Here is a 19,467-nt window from a genome sequence, read left to right as displayed (position 1 = left end):
AAGGGATCGCGTCACGGGTGAGGTCGGCGTGGTGGCGGGGTACGGCGGGCACGTCCCCGCCGGGCGGCGGCGCGCATCGCGGCGCGGGCCAGTTCCGGCCGGTCGGCGGCCCCGTCGAGGCTGGCGGCGAGCGCCCGCACGGTCGGGTGGCGGAACAGGTCGAGCATGGTGATCGAGCGGCCGGTGGCCTCGGTGAGGCGGGCGTGCACGGCGGCCAGGGCCATCGAGTGGCCGCCGATGTCGAAGAAGTTGTCGCTCACGCCGACCGCGTCGCGGCCGAGCACGTCCCGCCAGATCCCGGCGATCAGCTCCTCGGTCGCGGTGAGCGCGTCCGACCCGGCGGGCAGCGGCGCGCGGGCCGGTTCGGCGGTGGCGACGCTCATCGCGCCGAGCGCCGCGACGCGTACCGCCGGGCGGGGCAGCTCGGGCGCCACCTCGGCGGCCGGGACGTCCGGGTCGGCGGCGAGCGCGCCGACCAGTGCGGCCAGGTCGGCCAGGAGCGCTTCGATCCGCTCACCGGTGAACAGGTCCGGGTTGTGCACCACCTCGACGCCGGCCCGCCCGTCGCGCTCCACCACGTAGACGGTCAGGTCGAACGGCGACCCGGGCTTGGGCACCGGCACCGGCTCGACGGCCAGGCCGGTCAGCGTCAGCCGGGGCGCGACGAAGTTGAGCACGTTGAACAGCACCTGCACCAGCGGGGCACGGGAGGTGTCCCGGCCCACGCCGAGCGCCTCGACGATGCGTTCCAGTGGTGCGCCCGGGTGGGCGGTGACCTCGTGCAGTTCGGCGGCGGACCGGTCGACCTGCTCGGCGAAGCTCGCGCCGCCGGAGCGGACCCGCACCGGCACGGTGTCGATGAAGAACCCGATCACCTCGTCGAACGCGGCCAGCCGCCGGTCCGCGACGATCGCGCCGAGCACGTGCTCGTCGCCGCCGGTGACCCGCCGCAGCAGCTCGCCGAAAGCGGCAAGCAGCACCGCCGCGACAGTGGTGCCGCGCCGGGCGGCCAGGTCGCGTACGGCCCGGTCGGCGGTCTCGTCCAGCCGCACCGCGGCCTCCGCGCCGGCGTACGTCTGCACGGCCGGGCGGGGACGGTCGCGGGGCAGGTCCAGCACCGTGGGCGCGCCGGCCAGGTGCGCGGCCCACCAGGCCAGGTCCGTCTCGCCCCGGCGCCGGTCCCGGTCGGCGCGCCACACCGCGTAGTCGGCGTACGTGGCCGGCAGCGGCGGGCGGCCCGGCACGGACCGGCCGAGCGCGCGGGCGTACGCGAGCGCCAGCTCGTCGTAGAGCAGCGCCTCGGACCAGCCGTCGAAGACCGCGTGGTGCACCGTCACCGCGAGCACGTGTTCCTCGGCGGCGAGCCGGTACACGGTCACCTGCCAGGGCGGGCCGGTGGCCAGGTCGAACGCGTGCCCGGCGCCGGCCGCGAGCATGCCGGCCAGTTCGGCGTCCGGGTCGGCGGCCCCGGTCAGGTCGACCACCGGCACCGCCACGTCGGTGGGTTCCTCGCGGACCGCGTACGGCACCCCGCCGTTGCACGGGATGCGCCAGCGCAGCACGTCGTGCCGTTCAGCGACGGCCCGCAGCGCGGCACCGAGCGCGGTGACGTCCAGCGGCCCGCGCAGCCGGTGCGCGACGGCGATGTTGTACGGCGCGCTGGACGGGGCGAGCTGGTCCATGAACCACAGTCGCCGCTGCGGCGGGGACAGCGTCGGCGGGTTTCCGGTGGTGAGCCCGTCGGCGGCGGCGGGGTCGGCGGCGCGGACCCGGTCCACGAGCGCGGCGAACGTGCGGTCGGCGAACAGCACCCGCGTGTCCACCTGCCGGCCCAGCTCCGCGCGCAGCGCGGCGACCAGCCGCATCGCGGCGATGGAGTTGCCGCCGGCGGCGAGGAAGTCGCTGTCCGGGGCGGGCGCGGCGCCGAGCAGCCGGGTCCAGACGCGCCGGACCGCCGCCGTCACCGGGTCGTCGTCGGCGGACGCGTCGGCCACGGCGGCCGGGCCGACTGCGGCCAGCTCGCGCAGCGCCGGCCGGTCCAGCTTGCCGGTGGTGGCGCTGACCGGCAGTGCGTCCAGCCGCATCGTCCGGGCCGGCAGCATCGCGGTGGTCAGCCGCGTCGCCGCGTACGCCCGCAGCTCGTCGTCGTCCGGCGCGCCGGCCGGGGTGAGGAAGGCGACCAGCTCGGCGCCGGCCGGGCCGGGCACCGCCTCCACCGCGACGCGCTCGACGCCCGGGCAGGCGGCCAGCACCGCCTCGATCTCGCCCAGCTCGATGCGCTGGCCGCGGACCTTCACCTGCCGGTCGGCGCGGCCGAGGTAGACGATCCGGCCGTCCGGGCCCTGCCGGACCAGGTCGCCGGTGCGGTAGAGCCGCTCGCCGGGGGCCTCGCCGAACGGGTCGGGCACGAACCGCTCGGCGGTCAGGCCGGGCCGGTTCAGGTATCCGTCGGCCAGGCCGGGCCCGCCGATCAGCAGTTCGCCGGTCCGGCCCGCCGGCACCGGACGCAGGTCGGCGTCGACCACGTACGCCCGGTGGTTGGGCAGCGGCCGGCCGATCGGCATCGGGTCGGTGTCGGCCGGGGTGAGGTCGCAGGTGACCGCCAGCACTGTGGTCTCGGTGGGGCCGTAGCCGTTGAGGAACCGCCGGCCCGGCGCCCAGCGGGCGACCAGCTCGGCCGGGACCGCCTCGCCGCCGCAGAGCAGCACCCGCCACGACGGGAACCCGGCCGGGTCCAGCAGCGACAGCACGGTCGGGGTGATGAAGCCCCAGGTGACCTCGTGCGCGGCGACGAACCGGGCCAGCCGTACCGGGTCGGCCCGGTCGTCGGCGCCGAGCAGCTGCACCGCGCCGCCGAGCGTGAGCGGCACGAACAGGTCCATGGTGGCCGCGTCGAAGCCGAGCGAGGCGATGCCGAGGCTGCGGACCGAGGCGTCGGCGCCGGTCAGCGCGCTCACCCCGGTGACGAACTCGACCGCGTTGCGGTGGGTCGTCAGCACGCCCTTCGGGCGGCCGGTGGAGCCGGAGGTGAACAGCACGTACGCCGGGTCGCCGGGTCGGGCCGGGCAGGGCGCGAGCGGGGCCGGGCCGGGCAGGCCGAGCGCCGTCACGCCGGGCTCGTCGCCGAACTCGGCCGCCGCCGCGTCGCCGGCCACAACCCGGACGCCCGCGTCGCGGGCGATGCCGCGCAGCCGGGCCCGGGGGCCGCCCGGCTCCAGCGGCACGTACGCGGCGCCGGCGAGCAGCACGCCGACCACGGTGACCACCAGGTCGGGGGTACGCGCGCCGCACACGCCGACCCGGTCGCCCCGGCCGACGCCGTGCTCGCGCAGCGCGGCGGCCACCCCGGCGGCCCGGTCGACGAGCTGCCGGTAGGTGAGCCGGGTGTCCCACTGGCGCACCGCCACCGCGTCCGGGGTGCGGGCCGCCTGCGCGGTGATCAGGTCGGCCAGGGTGGAGTCCGGCCACGGCAGGTCCGGGCCGTGGACGGCGCTGACGGTCAGGGTGTCGGTCACCGGAGTGCTCCAAGGTGCTCGGCCGGGTCGGTGATCTGGAGGCGCAGTTCGCTGACGTAGCCGCGGCCCCGGGCGTCGGGCACCCACGCCTCGGTGGGTGCGGGCAGCAGTTCGGAGACCACCACCGGCACGTCCGGGCCGGTGCGCAGCGCGGCGTCGACCATCGCGCACAGCGACTGCGCGTACAGCGGGCCGGTCAGGTCCACGTAGCAGGGTTTGATCTCGGTGCCGACCTTGACGAACACCCGCTCGGGCAGGCCGGTCTCGGCGCGCCAGCGGCGTACCGCCAGGTAGCGGGCGGTCTCGTCGGCGTGGCCGCCCAGCCCGCACGCCCCGGCCGTGGTGCGCCAGGTACGCCGGGCCACGACCAGCCGGTCGATGGTGATGCGGGGCGTGTACGCGGCGGCGCCGAGCAGCTTGAACGCGTCGAGCAGCAGCGAGCCGAGCAGCGTGGCGAACACCTCCATCAGCGGCCAGCGGGCGCCGTCGGGGAAGACCGCGGTGAGCTGGTCGCCGGTGCGTTCGACCAGCACGGCGGTGGCCGGGACCAGGCGATCCACGTCGGCGCCGTGCGCGGTGTCGATGCCGATCTGGCGGTCCGCCGGGCCGGTCAGCGCGTACGTGGTGCGGGTGGTACGACGCGGGAAGCTGTCCGGCCAGAGCACCCGCAGCCGGACCGGGCCCAGGTCGGCGTCCAGGTCGGCGCGCAGCGCGGCCGGGTCGGGGTGGAACGGGCTGAGCACCGCGCTGTCGAACGCCACCGAGGCCGGGTGCAGCTCACCGAGCACCAGCAGGAAGTCGCCGCGCTCGACGGCCTCCGGCGAGGCGGCGCTGAGCTGCACGTCCGGGTTGTGCAGCCGGGCCGACGGCCAGCCGGGCCGCGTCGCCGGGAACAGTTCCCGGGCCCGCTCGGTCAGGTCCGCGGCGTGCAGCCGCAGCTCCGCCTGCCCCTCGGGCAGGTCGGCCAGGCCGAACAGCTCGGCCCAGCGCGCGGTGAGCGTGGCGCCGGCCCGGCCGATCGGGCCGTCCGGGGCGACGAGCGTGCCCTGGGCCAGCAGCCAGAGGTCGGCCAGCCGCACCGGGCCGTCGGCGGCCAGTTCCTCGTGCAGCTCGGTGAAGAGTTCGCCGCAGCGGGCGGCCACCTCGCCTGTGAACCAGCGGGCGGTCTGCAGCACCACGGCGAGGGGCTCGGCGAGCGCGTCGAGCACCGCCGACCCGATGCGGAACTCCAGGTCGCGGGCGGTCTCCTCGTAGCAGACGGTGCGGGCGGCGTACATCTGCCCGCTGTGCCGGGTGGCCGGGCGCCCGGTGACGGCGGTGAACTCGGCGTTGAGCGCGGCGAGCGCGGCACCGAGCCGGTCCGGGTCGCCGGCTGCGGCGGCCACCTCGTCGCGGGCGGCGCACAGCCGGCCGAACTCGGCAGCCGTGGCGGCGCGGACCGGCTCGTCGCCGATCGCGGCGATCCGCGCTTCGAGCACCCGCTCGGCGTCCGGCGCGATCGGCAGGTTCGCGCCCCAGCTGAGCTGGCCGCGCTCGACCCAGCGGTCGAGCAGCAGGTAGACGTCGTCGGGGCTGTGCACCTCGCCGGCGTCGCAGAGCCGGTGCGCCAGCTCCAGGGCGGGCGTCCGCCCGTCGCAGGCGCCGAGCACCAGCGCCTCGACCGGGGTCAGCGCGATCGGCGGGTGCAGCGGCCAGCGCAGTTCCCGCCCGGCGACGGTCAGGTGCGGTTGCAGGGCGGGCGCCCACCAGCGCCGCACCGCGAGGTCGTCGGCGAGCCGGTCGGCGTACGCGATGAGCGCCCACGCCTCGAAGTACACCCGCCGCCGGTGCACCAGCGCGTCGCCGGGCGTGGTGTGCACGCCGGGCCGGGTGGCGTCGAACGTGCCCCAGCAGACCGGGCCGAAGAAGCCGATGGTCTCGGCCTTGCCGCAGTAGCGCTGCCAGTAGCGCAGCAGGCTCAGCTCGCGCTTGCGGCGGCGCACGTTGCGGACCTGCGGGTCGGTGCGCAGCAGCCCGTCCAGCGCGATCAGCATGTCCGGGTTCTGCCAGGTCACCGCCTCGCGCAGCAGCGGGTCGGCGGCCAGCTCACCGGCCACCGCGGAGGACTCGGCGAACGCCTCGGCCAGCGCCTTGCCGAACACCTCGGTGCCGGTGTCGCCGGCGAGCAGCGCGTCCGCGGCGGCAGCGCAGTCCGGCGCGGCGAACCGGTCCAGCCCGGCGGCCGGGAACCCGGCGGTACGCAGCACCACGTCCCGCCACACCGACCAGCCGGTGTCGCCCAGGGGCAGCAGGTGGCTCACCGGTGGTCCTCCCGCCCGGCGTCGGTGATGTGCAGGCGCAGCTCGCTGAAGTAGCGGCGGCCCGCCCCGTCGGGCACCCACGCCTGCTCCGGCGCGGGCAGCATCTCGCTCACAGTGAACGACACGTCGTCGCCGCCGTCGACCCGGGCGGCGCGCACCATCGCGCACAGCGTGGTGGCGAACGCCGGCGCGGACAGGTCCACGAAGCACGGCTTGGTCTCGGTGCCGAACTTGACGTACACCTGCTCGGGCAGGCCGAGGCGGCGCCGCCAGTCCCGGACGGCGAGGAAGCGGTCCCGCTCGCCGTTCGGCACGGCCAGGCCGCTCTCGCCGACTGTGGTCCGCCACGTCTGCCGGGCCAGCACCAGCCGGTCCACGGTGATCCGGGGCGTGTACGGCGCGGCGGCGACCAGCTTGAACCCGTCCACGGCGTGTGCGCTGAACGGCTCGGCGAAGATCTCGACGAGCGGCCAGCGCTGCCCGTCCGAGGCGGTGGCGACCAGTTCGCCGTCCACCTCGTCGACGACCAGGTCGACGGTGGGCAGAACGCGGGCCGGGTCGGCGCCGGGCGCGTCGAGGAACGCCAGGTGCCTGTCGGTCGGGCCGGTCAGCGACTCGGCGGTGCGGCTGGTCCGCCGCGGCCAGTCGGCCGGGAACAGCAGCCGGACGCGCCGCTGCCCGAGGTCCGCCGCGAGCGCGTCACGCAGCCGTTCCACGTCCGGGTGCGACGGGGTGAACACCGCGCAGTCGAACGACGACCAGGCGGCGTGCAGTTCGCCGAGCACCACCGTGTAGTCGCCGCGCCGCAGCGCGTCCGCGTCGGTGGCGCAGATCTGCAGGTCGGGGCTGTGGATGGCGGCGTTCGACCACTCCGGACCGTCGCCGGGGAACACCGCGTCGATCCGGCCGGCGAGGTCGGCGGCGCGCAGCCGTACGTCGGTGGTGCCGGCGGGCAGCGTGTCCAGGCCGAACAGTCCGGCCCAGCGGGCGGCGAAGTCCGCCGCCACCGCGTCGACCGGCCGTTCCCCGTCGCCCCAGAACATGCCCTGGGCAAGGAACCACAGGTCGGCGAGCGGCACCGGGGCGCCGGACTCGGCGCGCAGTTCCTCGTACAGGCCGCGCAGCACGTCCAGGTAGGCGCGGGCGAGCGCGTTGGCCAGCCAGCGGGCGGCGCGCAGCAGCACGTCCAGCGGGGCGGCCAGTTCGGCAAGCAGCGGCGCGCCGAACACCACGTCGAGGTCGCGGGCGCTGTCCTCGTAGCAGACCGTGCGGCCGGCGTACATCTGCCCGGCCCGGCGTACCGCGGGCACGCCGGTCAGCTCGGTGAACGTGGCGTCGAGCGCGTCCAGGGCGGTCCGCAGCCGGTCCGCGTCACCGGCCGCGGCGGCGACGTCGTCGCGGGCGGCGCGCAGCCGGTCGAACCCGGCGCGGGCGGCGGCGCGGGCCGGCTCGTCGCCGATCGCGTCGATCCGGTCGGCCAGCACCCGCTCGGCGTCCGGGCTCACCGGCAGGGCCGCGTCCCAGGTGATCAGTTCCCGCTCCACCAGCCGGTCGAGCAGCGCGTAGCCGTCCTCCGGGCGGCGCAGCCCGATCGCCGGGTCGGCGACCAGGTCGGCGGCGGCGCGCCGGCCGTCGGCCGCGCGCAGCAGCGCGGCCTCCACCGGGGTCAGCGTCAGCGGCGGCCGGCCGGGCCGCAGCACGTCGCGGTCCCGGACCACCAGGTGGGCCCGCAGCATCGGCGGCCACCACCGGCGCACCGCCAGGTCCGCGCCGATCCGTTCGGCGTACGCGGACAGCGCCCACGACTCGAACCACACCCAGCGCCGCCGGGTCAGGCTCTCGCCGGGGTTGACCCGGGCAACCTCCGGCTGCGCGGGATCGACTGTGACCCAGCAGCTGGGGCCGAAGAAGCCGACCGTCTCGTTCTTGCCGCAGTAGCGCTGCCAGTACTTCAGCAGCGCCCGTTCCCGGTCGCGTCGGCGCACGTTGCGGGCCGCGTCGGCGCCGCCGCGCACCAGCCCGTCGAACGCCACCAGCGCGCCCCGGTTCTGCCAGGTGACCGCCTCGCGCAGCAGCGGGTCGGCGGCCAGCTCGCTGAACCGCTGCGCGCCGGCGCGCAGCGCCTCCTCGAACTCCTTGGCGAACCGGTCCTCACCGGCGCCGGTGGCCAGCAGCTCGTCGGCCGCGGCGGCGGCCCTGGGTGCGGCGAACAGCTCCAGCCCGTCGGCCGGGAACCCGGTGGTCCGCAGCACCGCGTCGCGCCACACCGACCAGCCGGTGTCGCCGAGCGGAACCCGGTGCGCGGCGCCGGCGGTCCCGCGGCCGGCGTCGCGCACCGGGTCCGGACCCGCGTCCGGCGTGCCGGGGCGGGTGTCGGTGGGCGCGGCGGTCAGGTCGGCCCGGATCAGCGCGGCCAGCTCGGTCAGCCGGTCGTGCAGGAAGAAGTGCCCGCCGTCCAGCTCGTGCAGGGTGAACCCGGCCGCGGTGTGCTCGGCCCAGGCGGCGCTCTGCTCCCGGCTGACCGCCCGGTCGGTGCGGCCGGCGAACACGACGATCGGCACCGGCAGCGGTTCGCCGGGGATGTGGCGGTAGTCGTCGACCCGGCCGAAGTCGGCGCGCAGCAGCGGCAGCAGCAGTTCCACCAGCTCCGGGTGGTCGAGCAGCTCGGCGGGGAGGCCGCCGCCCTCGCCGAGGCGGCGCAGCAGCTCGTCGTCGCCGGCCCGGGACAGCCCGTCGAACGGGCCGGGCGTGGCGACGTGCGGGGCGCGGGCGCCGCCGACGTAGAGGCGCAGCGGCAGCGGGCGGCCGGTACGGCGCAGCTCGCGGACCACGTCGAAGCCGAGCCGTCCGCCCATCGAGTGGCCGTAGATCGCGTACGGGCGGTCGGCGCGGGAGGCGATGGCGTCGGCCACCTCGGCGACGCTGAAGCGCGGGTCCTCGGTGATCCGGTTCTCCCGGCCGGGCAGTTGCACCGGCACCACGTCGACGCTCGTACCGAACTCGGCCGCCCAGCGCCGGAACGCGCTGGCGCCCGCTCCGGCGTAGGGCAGGCAGAACAACCGCACCGGCGCCTCGGGTCGGCTTCCGGCGGAGACGAACCAGTTCACCGCGGACCTTTCTGCACGGGGTCGATCCAGTGCCGGCGGCGCTGGAACGGGTAGGTGGGCAGTCCGGTGCGCCGGACCGTGCCCTCGGGGTGCAGCGCGTGCCAGTCGACGTCGCGCCCGGCGACCCAGTCGGCTGCCGTCTCGCCCAGCGGGCCGCCGTCACCGGCGATGCGGGCGCCGGTGTCCAGCAGCACGTCCAGCGCGGACAGCGCGGCCGGCAGGTCGGCGGCGACCACGGCCGCCCGGTGGGCGAACGCCCGCCGGCCCAGTGCCAGCGTGGCGGCCACGTCGGACAGCGCCGGGGCGGCCCCGGCCAGGTGGCCGCGCAGGCGGGCCAGCGCGGCCCGCAGCGCCGCCGGGGTACGCGCGGAGACCGGCAGCAGCCACGGTCCCTCGCCGGGCGGGTCGGCCGGTTCGGCGGGCGGCGGCTGTTCCACCACGACGTGCGCGTTGGTGCCGCCCAGGCCGAACGCGCTGACCCCGGCGACCCGGCGCGCGTCGTCCGGCCAGTCCCGCGCCTTTGTGGGCACGTAGAACGGTCCGGCGGCCAGGTCGATCTCCGGGTGCGGGCGGGTGAAGTGCAGGTTCGGCGGGATCACCCCGTGCCGGACGGCGAGAACTGTCTTGATCAGCCCGGCGATGCCGGCCGCGGCGTCGAGGTGACCGATGTTCGTCTTCACCGAGCCGAGCGCTGTGGACTCGGCGGGCGCGGCGCCCGCGTACACCTCGTGCAGCGCGGCGACCTCGATGGCGTCGCCCAGTGGCGTACCGCTGCCGTGGCCCTCGACGAAGCGGACCTCGCCGGGCGCGACCTCGGCGGTGGCGAGCGCGCCGGCGACGGCGGCGGCCTGTCCGGCCGGGCCGGGCACCGCGAAGCCGGCCCGGTCCGGGCCGTCGTTGGTGACCGCCCAGCCGGGCAGGATCGCGTAGATGCGGTCGCCGTCGGCCTGCGCGTCGGCGAGCCGGCGCAACGCCACCACGCCCGCGCCGGAGCCGAACCCGGAACCGGCGGCGCCCTCGTCGTAGGCGCGGCACCGGCCGTCGGGCGAGGCGAGCCCGCCCGGCGTGGCCCGGTGCCGGGGCCACATCACCGTGGACCCGCCGGCCAGCGCCAGGTCGCACTGGTAGTCGGCGAGGCTCTGCGCGGCCACGCACACCGCGACCAGCGAGCTGGAACAGGCGCTCTGCACGGCCATCGCCGGGCCGGTCAGACCGAGCCGGTAGGCCGCCTGACCGGGCAGGTGGTCGGTGAACTGGCGGCCGACGAGCCGGGCCTCCCAGTCGTCCGGGTCGACGTCGCCGACCACCGCCGGGTTGTCCATGAGGTGGAACAGGAAGTAGCGGTTGGCCGAGGTGGCGGCGTAGACGCCGACCAGCCCGGGGAAGCGCTCCGGGTCGTGCCCGGCGTCCTCCAGCGCCTCCCAGGCGGTCTCCAGGAACAGCCGGTGCTGCGGGTCGGTGCGGGCCGCCTCGTCGGCGGCGAAGCCGAAGAACTCGGCGTCGAAGTCGGTCACCCCGTCGAGCCGGCCGGCGGCGCGGACGTGCCGGGGGTCGGCGCGCAGGCCGGGGCCGACACCGAGCGCGGCCAGCTCCTCGTCGGTGTGGTCGTGCACCGAGTCGACGCCGGTACACAGGTTCCACCAGAACGTCGCCACGTCGGGCGCGCCGGGGAACCGCCCGGCGACGCCGACCACGGCGATCTCGTCGCCGGTGTACTCGCGGGCGGCGCGCACCGGCGCGGCGGGCGCGGGCAGCACCGGGGCGCGGACCGCCTCGGGCGGGGCGTCCAGCAGCGCCGCCTGAGCGGCGACGGTCGGGTGGTCGAACAGGCGCAGCATCGGCAGGCGTACGCCGAACCGCTCGGCGAGGCGCTGCTGCACCTGGCCCAGCAGCAGCGACTGCCCGCCGACGTCGAAGAAGCTGGCGGTGCGGGCGACCGCGTCGCGGCCGAGCACAGCGCACCAGATGTCGTGCACGGCGCGTTCGGTGTCGGTGGCCGGTGCCTCCTCGGCCGGCACCTCGGTCACCGGGTCGGGCAGCGCCCGCTCGTCGACCTTGCCGGTGACGGTGAGGGAAAACTCGTCGACCACCACCACCGCGCGGGGCACGGCGTAGTCGGGCAGCGCGGCGGTCAGCGCCGCGCGCAGCGCCACCGGGTCCGGGCGGGTACCGGCCGCCCGGGCGTACGCGAGCAGTTCGCCGTCGCGCACGATGGCGCGGACGCCCGCAACGCCGGGCTGGGCGGACAGCACGGCTTCGATCTCGGTCAGCTCGACCCGGTGGCCGCGCACCTTGACCTGCCGGTCGAGCCGGCCGAGGCAGACAAGTTCCCCGCCGGGCAGCAGCCGGCCCAGGTCACCGGTGCGGTACGACCGCAGCCCGTCGGCGTCGACGCCGAACCGGTCGCTGTCCTGGTTGAGGTAGCCGGGGGCGAGGTGGCGGCTGCGGACCACGATCTCGCCGGTGTCCGGGGCGAGGTCCAGCCGGTAGCCGGGGAACGCAACACCGACCGGCAGCGGCCCGCGGGCGTCCGGGTCCACCTCGGACAGCGGCTGCACGTGCCGGGCGGCGAACGTCATCTCGGTCGCGCCGTAGCCGTTCACCAGCACGCACCCGGGGGCGAACCGGTCCCGGCCGCGGGCCGCGTCGGCCCAGGTGGCCTGCTCGCCGCCGAGCAGCACCGCCCGCACCGTGGGCAGCCGGCGCGCGTCGAGCGTGTCGAGCAGGAAGCGGTAGACGGTGGGCGTGCAGTGCAGCACCGTGGCGCGGTGCCGGTCGAGCTGCTCGACGGCGTACGCGAGCCCCTGGCGGCGCAGGTCGACCGGGACGACGGCGGCGCCGGTGAGCAGTGCCGGGTAGAGGTCGGGGATGGCGGCGTCGAAGCTGAACGACGCGAGCAGGCTGAGCCGGTCGTCCGGGCCGACACCGAGCGCGGCGATCTGGTTGTCGACGACGTGGGCCAGGTTGCGGTGGGTCTGCCCGACCGCCTTGGGCACGCCGGTGGAGCCGGAGGTGAACAGCACGTACGCGAGTGCGTCCGGGTCGGCCGCGACCGGGTGCAGCGGCGCCGGCGGCACCTCGTCCAGCGGGACGACCGGCCGCTCGCCGGCCAGTGTGGAGGCGAGGTCGCGGTGCTCGGCGGCGCAGGCCACGGCGGTGACGCCGGCGGCGTCGACCATGTGGCGCAGCCGGGCGGCCGGGAAGCCCGGATCCAGCGGCACGTACGCGCATCCGGTCGCGAGGGCGCCGAGCATCGCCGCCACGGTCGGTGCACCGTGCGCGGTGAGCAGCGCGATCCGGTCTCCGGCGCGCAGGCCCGCGGCGGCGAACACGGCAGCGTGCCCGCCGGCCGCCCCGGCCAGCTCGGTGTAGGTGACCTCGTGGGTCTCACCGAGAAGTGCCGGACGTCCGCCGTGTACCGCCGTGATCGCGCCGAAACGATTGATGATCATCGTCTCTGCCATGTCAGGATGCGGGTCGCGCTCCACAGAGGGCAGGCAGGCAGCAATCGACGAATGTGATCATTGATCCCCCCCAGGACTTCACATTGGAAGCAGAATATGGCTCGATTCCTGCCCCGGAAGAGCGGCGATGAGGCTTGAGCCGAAGAGGGGACGGCACCTTGGAACCTCGGACGGAGGAATTCGTCCGATCATCCCTCTAGCGCGTAGACGATTTACAGCGTAGGTGACCGGCAACAAGTTATTTTACGGTGAAAATACTTCCAGGCCGTGGAATCTTCGCCGCAGACGGCCTCGGTGCCGCAGCTCGACCCGGGTCGCGGGGAGCCTGCTCAGACATCGTACGGCGGCCGTGGGATGGGGTCCACCATGGCGTCGAAGCCCTTCGGGAGCTGCGCGACGAGGTCGTGGAACTCCCCCACCGTCACCGTGTCGCGCAACGTGGCGAGCACCGCCACGGCGCCCACCTCGGCGACCGCCGGGTCCACCGCCGCGCGTTCGGCCACGCGGTACAGGAAGTCGACAGCGCCACCCGTGGTGGCGGTCCCACCGGGCTCCAGATAGCCGCCCACGTCGTCCGGCAGCTGCGCGGCCAGATCCGTCGCCTCGTCCGCGGTGATCCGGTCGGCCAGGGTCTGCAACACGGCACGGGAGACGGTCGCGGCCTCGTCGGTAGGCAACTCGGCCCGCCGCGCCACCGCCTCGACGAACAGGGGGAACCGCATCCCACCCCTCCCCTCGCCGCCGGCGGGCACCACGCCCACCCCGCTCGGCCCCGGCGGGTACCCGCCCCCGCCCCGGCCAAACGCCCCCGGCCACGACGAGCGGCGGCAGTACCACGAACCGGGGGTAGCATCCGCCCATGGCCCCCGTCACCACCCACCCCGGTGCCTGCCCGCTGGACTGCCCGGACACCTGCGTCTGGCAGCTCACGGTGGAGGACGGCCGGGCCGTCGCGCTGCGCGGCGACCGCGACCACCCGTTCACCAGGGGCGCGCTCTGCGGCAAGGTGAACCGCTACCTGGACGCGGTGAACGGGCCGGACCGGCTCACCACGCCCTGGGTCCGCACCGGCCCGAAGGGCGCCGGCCGGGTCGCGTACCGGCCGGCGAGCTGGGACGAGGCAGTCGACCGGGTCGCCGCCGGACTGCGGACGAGCATCGAGCGGGACGGCCCGGAGTCGGTGCTGCCCTACTACTTCGCCGGCACGATGGGCCTGATCCAGGGCTGGACCATGGGGCCCCGGCTCTTCGCCCACCTCGGCGCGTCCCGGCTGGACACCACCATCTGCACGGCGGCGGCACGGGCGGCGCTGCGCTCGCTCTACGGCGCCTCGGTCGGCTTCGAACCGGAGACGATCGTCGAGGCGGACCTGATCGTCCTCTGGGGCGCCAACCCGCTCGTCACCAACCTGCACCTGTGGCCGTTCGTGCAGCAGGCCCGCGAGCGCGGCGCGTACGTGGTGACGATCGACCCGCTTCGTACCGACACGGCGGCCCGCAGCGACGAGCACGTCGCGCCGCTGCCCGGCACCGACGCGGCGCTCGCGCTCGGGCTGATGCGGCACGTTCGCGACGCCGGGGCGGCCGACGAGGAGTGGCTGGCCGCGCACACCACCGGCTGGCCGGAACTGCGCGCCCGGCTCGACGACTGGCCGGTGGAACGCGCCGCCGCCGAGTGCGGCCTGCCCGCCGGGACGATCCGCCGCCTCGGCGACCGGATCGCCACCACCCGGCCGACAGCGGTACGGGTCGGGCTGGGCCTGCAACGCCACCACGGCGCCGGGCAGGCGATCCGGGCCATCTGCGCGTTGCCGCTGGTCACCGGCGACTTCCGGTACCCCGGAGGCGGGGCGCTCGTCACCACCAGCGGCCACCACCCGGTCGACAACGGCCCGGCGATCCGGCCGGCCGGCATGCCCGCCCCGCCGGCCCGGTCGCTGAACATGAGCCGGCTGGCCGCCGTGCTCACCGGGGAGGCCGACCCGCCCGTCACCTCGCTCGTGGTGTTCGACGCCAACCCGGCGGCGACCGCCCCGGACCAGGCCCGGCTGCTGACCGGGCTCGGCCGCGCCGACCTGTTCACCGTGGTGCTGGAGCAGCGCTGGACCGACACCTGCGACTACGCCGACGTGGTGCTCCCGGCCACCATGCAGCCCGAGCACCTGGACCTCCAGACGTCCTACGGGCACCACTACACGACGCTGAACCTGCCGGTCACCCGCGCGCCGGGCGAGGCGCTGCCGAACACCGAGATCTTCCGGCGGATCGCCGCCGCGCTCGGGATCGGCCACCCGGCGTTCTCCGACAGCGACGAGGACCTGGCCCGGCAGTTGCTGGCCGACGCCCCGATCACGTACGAGGAGTTGCGCGAGCGCACGTACGCCCGGCTCACCGGCGTGCCGGTGGGATCCGCGCCGTACGCCGAGGGCGGTTTCCCCACCCCGGACGGGCGGGCCCGGCTGCACGATCCGGCGCTCGCAGCGCTCGGGGTGGACCCGCTGCCCGGGTACACGCCACCGGCCGAGGCGGCCGACCCGGAGCTGGCCCGCCGGTTCCCGCTGACGCTGCTCACCCCGGCCAACCGCTACCTGATGAACTCCACGTTCGCGTCGCTGCCGTGGCACACCCGCCGCGCCGGGCCGCCCCGGGTGCACCTGCATCCGGACGACGCGGCGGCGCGCGGGCTCGCCGACGGCGACGCGGTACGCGTGCACAACGACAGGGGCGCGTTCCTCGCCGCGGTGGCGGTGGACGAGGCGGCCCGGCCCGGTCTGGCGTTCACGTACAAGGCGTACTGGGCGCGGCGCAGCCCGGGGCGGTCCACCGTCAACGCGGTCACCGGCGTCCGGGACACCGACCTGGGCGAGGCGCCGACGTTCCACGACTGCCGGGTGGAGGTCGAGCCGGTGCCGGCCGGCCTGCTGACCGCCGAGCCGCCCCTCGACGAGGTCGCGGAGCCCGTCGCAGCTGGGTGATTCGGGACCTCCGGCCCCCTGACCTGGTCTTTGCGCCCCTGCTCCGGCCCGTCGCCGCCACCTAGCGTCGGAGGCGGACACAGGGAGGTTCGCCATGCGTACGTGGCAGGTGCAGGACGTGATGACCAGGGACGTGGCGTCGGTACGGGAGGGCACGGAGTACCGGGAGATCGTCGACGTGCTGACCGGACGGCACGTCACGGCGGCGCCGGTGGTGGACGAGACCGGCCGGGTGCTGGGCGTGGTGTCCGAGGCGGACCTGATGTACAAGGTGGAGTTCCTGGGACAGCCCCGGGAGCGGCGGATCCTGCCGGACCGGCACCGCCGCGAGGCGCGGGCGAAGGCCGGCGCGACGCTGGCCGCCGACCTGATGACCGCTCCCCCGGTCACCATCACGCCGGACGCCACGATCGTGGAGGCGGCCCGGTTGATGGACGCACGCGGCGTGAAGCGGCTGCCGGTGGTGAACGACCTCGGCCGGCTGGTCGGCATCGTCACCCGCGGCGACCTGCTCAAGGTGCACCTGCGCCCGGACGCCGGCATCCGGCGGGACGTGGTCGAGGAGGTGCTGTGGCGCAGCCTCGGCGTCCGCGACGGCGTGGTGGACGTGACAGTCGGCAGGGGCGTGGTGACGCTCACCGGCCAGGTGGAGCGCCGGTCCACCGCCCAGCTCGCGGTCCGGCTGGCGGGGCAGGTCAGCGGCGTGGTCGAGGTGGTCGACGCGCTCGGCTACGCGATCGACGACGCGCCGATGTCGGCGCTGCGCATCGGCGGCGGCACCCCGGCCGGCATCGCCTGAGCCTGGACGGCCCGGTGGGCGCCGGCGTACCCGGCGCCCACCGCCGTCACTCCTGGGCGAGCGCGTCCAGCACCAGCGCGGCGGTCCAGCTGAACGCCGGTGAGCCGAGTCCGGCGCCGGTGTCCGGGTGGAAGTACTCGTGGCAGCCGGACCGGTCGACCAGGTCGAGCAGCGACTCGCGCAGCCCGGCGGCCAGGTCGGCCCGGCGGTGGGTACGCAGTCCCTGCCAGAGCAGCCATCCGGTGTTGATCCAGCTCGGGCCGCGCCAGTAGCGCAGCGGCTCGAAGTCCGGCGCGGTGCGGTCGTACGTGGGCAGCGGCCGGTCCATCCGGGCGGCCAGCCCGAAGCGCGGCGAGCACGCCTCGGCCAGCAGCGCCGACACCTGCGCGGCGGGCAGCTCCGGCAGCGCCAGCGGCATCAGCCCGAGCACGGTCCGGGCCGGCACGAGCCGGTCCGCGCGCACGTCGCGGGGGCGGAACGTGCCGGCTATCGGATCCCAGAGGCGGGTGACGATCGCCTCGGTGATCCGGGCGCCCCGGTCACGGTGCGGTCCCGGGTCGGCGCCGATCACCGCGGCGATGCGCGCGAGGGCGTACTCGGAGACGCCGAGCGCGGCGTTCACCAGTGGGCACTCCACCAGGAACGGGTGCCGCCCGAGCAGTCCCTCGTCCCGGTAGCGGCCGGCCCGGTAGCTCTCCACCAGCGCGACGTAGCGCGCGTAGTCCAGGTCGGTGGGGCGCTGCGCCGCGTCGGCGTGCGCGGTGTCGTGCCGCCGGTACGCGCGCATCACCGCCTCGTCGGCCGGGAGCCCTGCGAGCGGCGCGTCCCAGGCGGGGCTGTTGTCCAGCCCGGACTCCCACGGGTGCACGATCGACGCCAGCCCGCCGCCTCCGGCGTCGCGCCGGCCGGTCAGGTAGCGCTGCTGCGCGACCAGCCTCGGGTAGAGCCGCCGCAGCGCGGCCACCGACGCCTCGCCGGGCGCGCGGCGGTGCACCAGCCAGGCGGCCGGGGCGTGCACCGGCGGCTGGACGATCCCGGAGGTGGCCCGGGCCGGCGAGCCGTCGGCGCGGGCCGAGTCCCAGAACTGCGGCCCGGGGAAGTACGGCCCGGCGCGCGAGGCCGGGTTGAACACGATGTGCGGCACCCGCCCGTCGACCCACTGCGCGGCGAACAGCGTGCGCAGCTCCCGCCAGGCCCGGTCCGGGCGGACGTGGGCCAGGCCGATCGCGATGAACGCCGAGTCCCAGCTCCACTGGTGCGGGTAGAGCGTGCGCGAGGGGACGGTGTGGTCGTGTTCCCAGTTGGCGTCCAGGGTGGCCAGCGCGAGGCGGCGCAGCCGGGCATGGCGGTCGGCGTCGGCGCGTACCCCGGTGGTCAGCGTCATGCGGCGGCCCGCCGGGGACGGGCCTGGGCCAGCGCGGTGGCGGCCTGGCGCAGCGCGGCGACCGGCTCGCCGCGCAGCCGGCACTCCAGCGCCAGCCAGCCGGTGTAGCCGATCGCGTCGAGCGTGGCCAGCAGCGCGCCCCAGTCCAGGTGCCCGGCGCCGGGCTGGTGCCGGTTGGAGTCGCTGACCTGCACGTGCCCGAGGTACGGCGCGGCGGCGCGCAGCGCGACGTGCGGATCGTCCTCCTCGATGTTCATGTGGTACGTGTCGGCGGCCACCCGCAGCGCCGGTGACCCGACCGCGCGGCACAGCTCGACGGCCTGGTCGAGCCGGTTGACCATGTGGTCCTCGTACCGGTTGAGCGGCTCCAGGAACACGGTGACCCCCTCGGCGCGGGCGTGCCCGGCCAGCTCGCCCAGGGCGTCGACGAGCACCCGCCGGTCGTCGTCGGCCGAGCGTGGCGGGTCGAACGGGGGCAGCCGGCGGGAGAACATGCCCCACGCGGCAGGGGTCATCGCGCCGACGCCGCCCAGCTCGGCGATCACCGAGAGCTGGGACCGCAGGTTGTCCACCGCGTCGCGGGAGCGGCCCGGGTCGAAGTCGCCGATGAAGTGGTCCATCTCGACGCAGACGGTCGGCATGACCACGCCGGCGGCGCGGGCGCGGCGCAGCTCCGGCAGCCGCCGGGCCAGGGCGAGGTCGCCCCGCCCGCGCAGCTCGATGCCCTGGTAGCCGAGGGAGACGGCGAGGGCGTACTTCCGGGTCAGGTCGGTGCCGGGAAGCAGCTGCTCCTGGCACGAGAGCGGAATGTCCATCAGAACCTCAGCACCACTTGGAGGACGTCATCGTCACCGCGGTCGAGCAACGCCAGGGCGTCGGCCACCGCGCCCGCGTCGACGACGTGGCTCACCAGCGGCAGCGGGTCGACGCTGCCCTCGGCCACCAGATCCATGAAGGTGTGTGCGATCCGCGTCCCGGACCACCGGCCGGCCGTGCCGGGTGCCGGGTCCGGCCCGGAGACCTGGGCGGCCACGAGCTGGATCCGGTTGTGGTGGAACTCCTCGCCGAGCTCCAGCCCGTGGGCGTACCCCTGGTAGAAGCCGGCCGCGACGACGCGGCCGGCGTGCGCGGTGGCGCGGATCGCCTCGTGCAGCGCCGGGTACGCCCCGGACAGCTCCAGGCAGACGTCGGCGCCCCGGCCGTCGGTGGCGGCCCGCAGCGCGGCGGCGGGCGAGTCGGCGGCGGCGTCGACCACCCGGCGCGCGCCGAGCCGCACGGCGTGCGCGAGCCGGCCCGGCATCCGGTCGACGGCGACGACGCGGGCGCCGGAGAGCGCGGCCAGGCGCGTGCCGAGCAGCCCGATCACGCCCTGCCCGAACACGCCCACCCAGTCGCCCAGGTGCAGGTCACCGGCGAGCACGGCGGTCAGCGCGATGGCGCCGGGCCGGGCGAACACGGCGGCGAGCGGGTCGAGGCCCGGTGGCAGCGGATGCACGGCCGTCGCGGGGAGCACGGCGTCGGCGCGGTGCCCCCAGATGCCCCAGACGAGCTGACCGGGCCGCCGCCCGGCCACGTCGGGCGCGACCTCGACGATCTCGCCGACCTCCTCGTAACCGAAGCCCACCACCGGGTACGCGGGCGCGGCCTGGCGGGGCACGAACATGCGGGAGCCGGCGTCCCAGTCCTTGCGCAGGCGCGGGTTGCTGCCCCGGTAGAGCGTCAGCTCGGTGCCGGCGGAGATGCCCGAGTAGCGGGTGCGGACGCGGACCTGGCCCGGACCGAGCCGGTCCGTGGGGCAGGGCTCCAGGCGTACGTGCCGGGGCCCGGCCAGAGAGACAACCCAGTTGCTCATGGCGTCGCTCCGAGGAAAGTGCCGACCCCGATTCTAACCCAAAAAATGGGCATATGTGATTAGATTGATGAA

General features: G+C 76.1%; 10 protein-coding genes. 2 read left to right on the top strand and 8 right to left on the bottom strand.

Going from position 1 to position 19,467, the window contains the following annotated elements:
- Positions 1 to 11: 11 nt before the first annotated feature.
- From NMK34_RS14345 to NMK34_RS14325, 5 genes are all read right to left on the bottom strand, one after another.
- Positions 12 to 3,515: an amino acid adenylation domain-containing protein gene (locus tag NMK34_RS14345; RefSeq protein ID WP_318333815.1), complete on the bottom strand. Its 3,504-nt coding sequence runs from the start codon at positions 3,513 to 3,515 to the stop codon at positions 12 to 14.
- Complete coding sequence (locus NMK34_RS14340) at positions 3,512 to 5,815, bottom strand: lantibiotic dehydratase (RefSeq protein ID WP_318333814.1); 2,304 nt, start codon at positions 5,813 to 5,815, stop codon at positions 3,512 to 3,514. Before NMK34_RS14340 ends, NMK34_RS14345 begins: the two co-directional genes overlap by 4 nt.
- A complete protein-coding gene (locus NMK34_RS14335; protein WP_318333813.1) occupies positions 5,812 to 8,922 on the bottom strand; it encodes a thioesterase domain-containing protein in 3,111 nt (1,036 codons plus the stop codon). Before NMK34_RS14335 ends, NMK34_RS14340 begins: the two co-directional genes overlap by 4 nt.
- Positions 8,919 to 12,386 carry an AMP-binding protein gene (locus NMK34_RS14330; RefSeq protein ID WP_318333812.1) on the bottom strand — a complete coding sequence of 1,156 codons (3,468 nt, stop codon included), beginning with the start codon at positions 12,384 to 12,386 and terminating at the stop codon, positions 8,919 to 8,921. Before NMK34_RS14330 ends, NMK34_RS14335 begins: the two co-directional genes overlap by 4 nt.
- Positions 12,387 to 12,715: 329 nt before the next feature.
- The gene (locus NMK34_RS14325; protein ID WP_091427199.1) at positions 12,716 to 13,108 is read right to left on the bottom strand and encodes a DUF2267 domain-containing protein; all 393 of its coding nucleotides are present in this window, start codon (positions 13,106 to 13,108) and stop codon (positions 12,716 to 12,718) included.
- 137 nt (positions 13,109 to 13,245) lie between these two features.
- On the opposite strand from NMK34_RS14325, the gene NMK34_RS14320 reads away from it, so the two are divergent.
- Together NMK34_RS14320 and NMK34_RS14315 are read left to right on the top strand one after the other, a co-directional pair.
- Complete coding sequence (locus NMK34_RS14320; RefSeq protein ID WP_318333811.1) at positions 13,246 to 15,360, top strand: molybdopterin-dependent oxidoreductase; 2,115 nt, start codon at positions 13,246 to 13,248, stop codon at positions 15,358 to 15,360.
- Positions 15,361 to 15,454: 94 nt separating this feature from the next.
- A complete protein-coding gene (locus NMK34_RS14315) occupies positions 15,455 to 16,159 on the top strand; it encodes a CBS domain-containing protein (protein WP_318333810.1) in 705 nt (234 codons plus the stop codon).
- Positions 16,160 to 16,205: 46 nt separating this feature from the next.
- Here the strand turns inward: NMK34_RS14315 and NMK34_RS14310 are convergent, their stop codons facing one another.
- The 3 genes from NMK34_RS14310 to NMK34_RS14300 are packed head-to-tail and all read right to left on the bottom strand — an operon-like array spanning position 16,206 to position 19,395.
- Positions 16,206 to 17,543, bottom strand: coding sequence for an MGH1-like glycoside hydrolase domain-containing protein (locus tag NMK34_RS14310; protein ID WP_318333809.1), 1,338 nt, complete (start codon positions 17,541 to 17,543; stop codon positions 16,206 to 16,208).
- Positions 17,540 to 18,358: a sugar phosphate isomerase/epimerase family protein gene (locus tag NMK34_RS14305; RefSeq protein WP_318333808.1), complete on the bottom strand. Its 819-nt coding sequence runs from the start codon at positions 18,356 to 18,358 to the stop codon at positions 17,540 to 17,542. Before NMK34_RS14305 ends, NMK34_RS14310 begins: the two co-directional genes overlap by 4 nt.
- A complete protein-coding gene (locus NMK34_RS14300) occupies positions 18,358 to 19,395 on the bottom strand; it encodes a zinc-binding dehydrogenase (RefSeq protein WP_318333807.1) in 1,038 nt (345 codons plus the stop codon). Before NMK34_RS14300 ends, NMK34_RS14305 begins: the two co-directional genes overlap by 1 nt.
- Between the last annotated feature and the right edge of the window lie 72 nt (positions 19,396 to 19,467).

Source organism: Micromonospora sp. BRA006-A, from assembly GCF_033433935.1.
Taxonomy (GTDB): domain Bacteria; phylum Actinomycetota; class Actinomycetes; order Mycobacteriales; family Micromonosporaceae; genus Micromonospora; species Micromonospora aurantiaca.
This window is presented reverse-complemented; position numbering and strand designations above follow the sequence as displayed.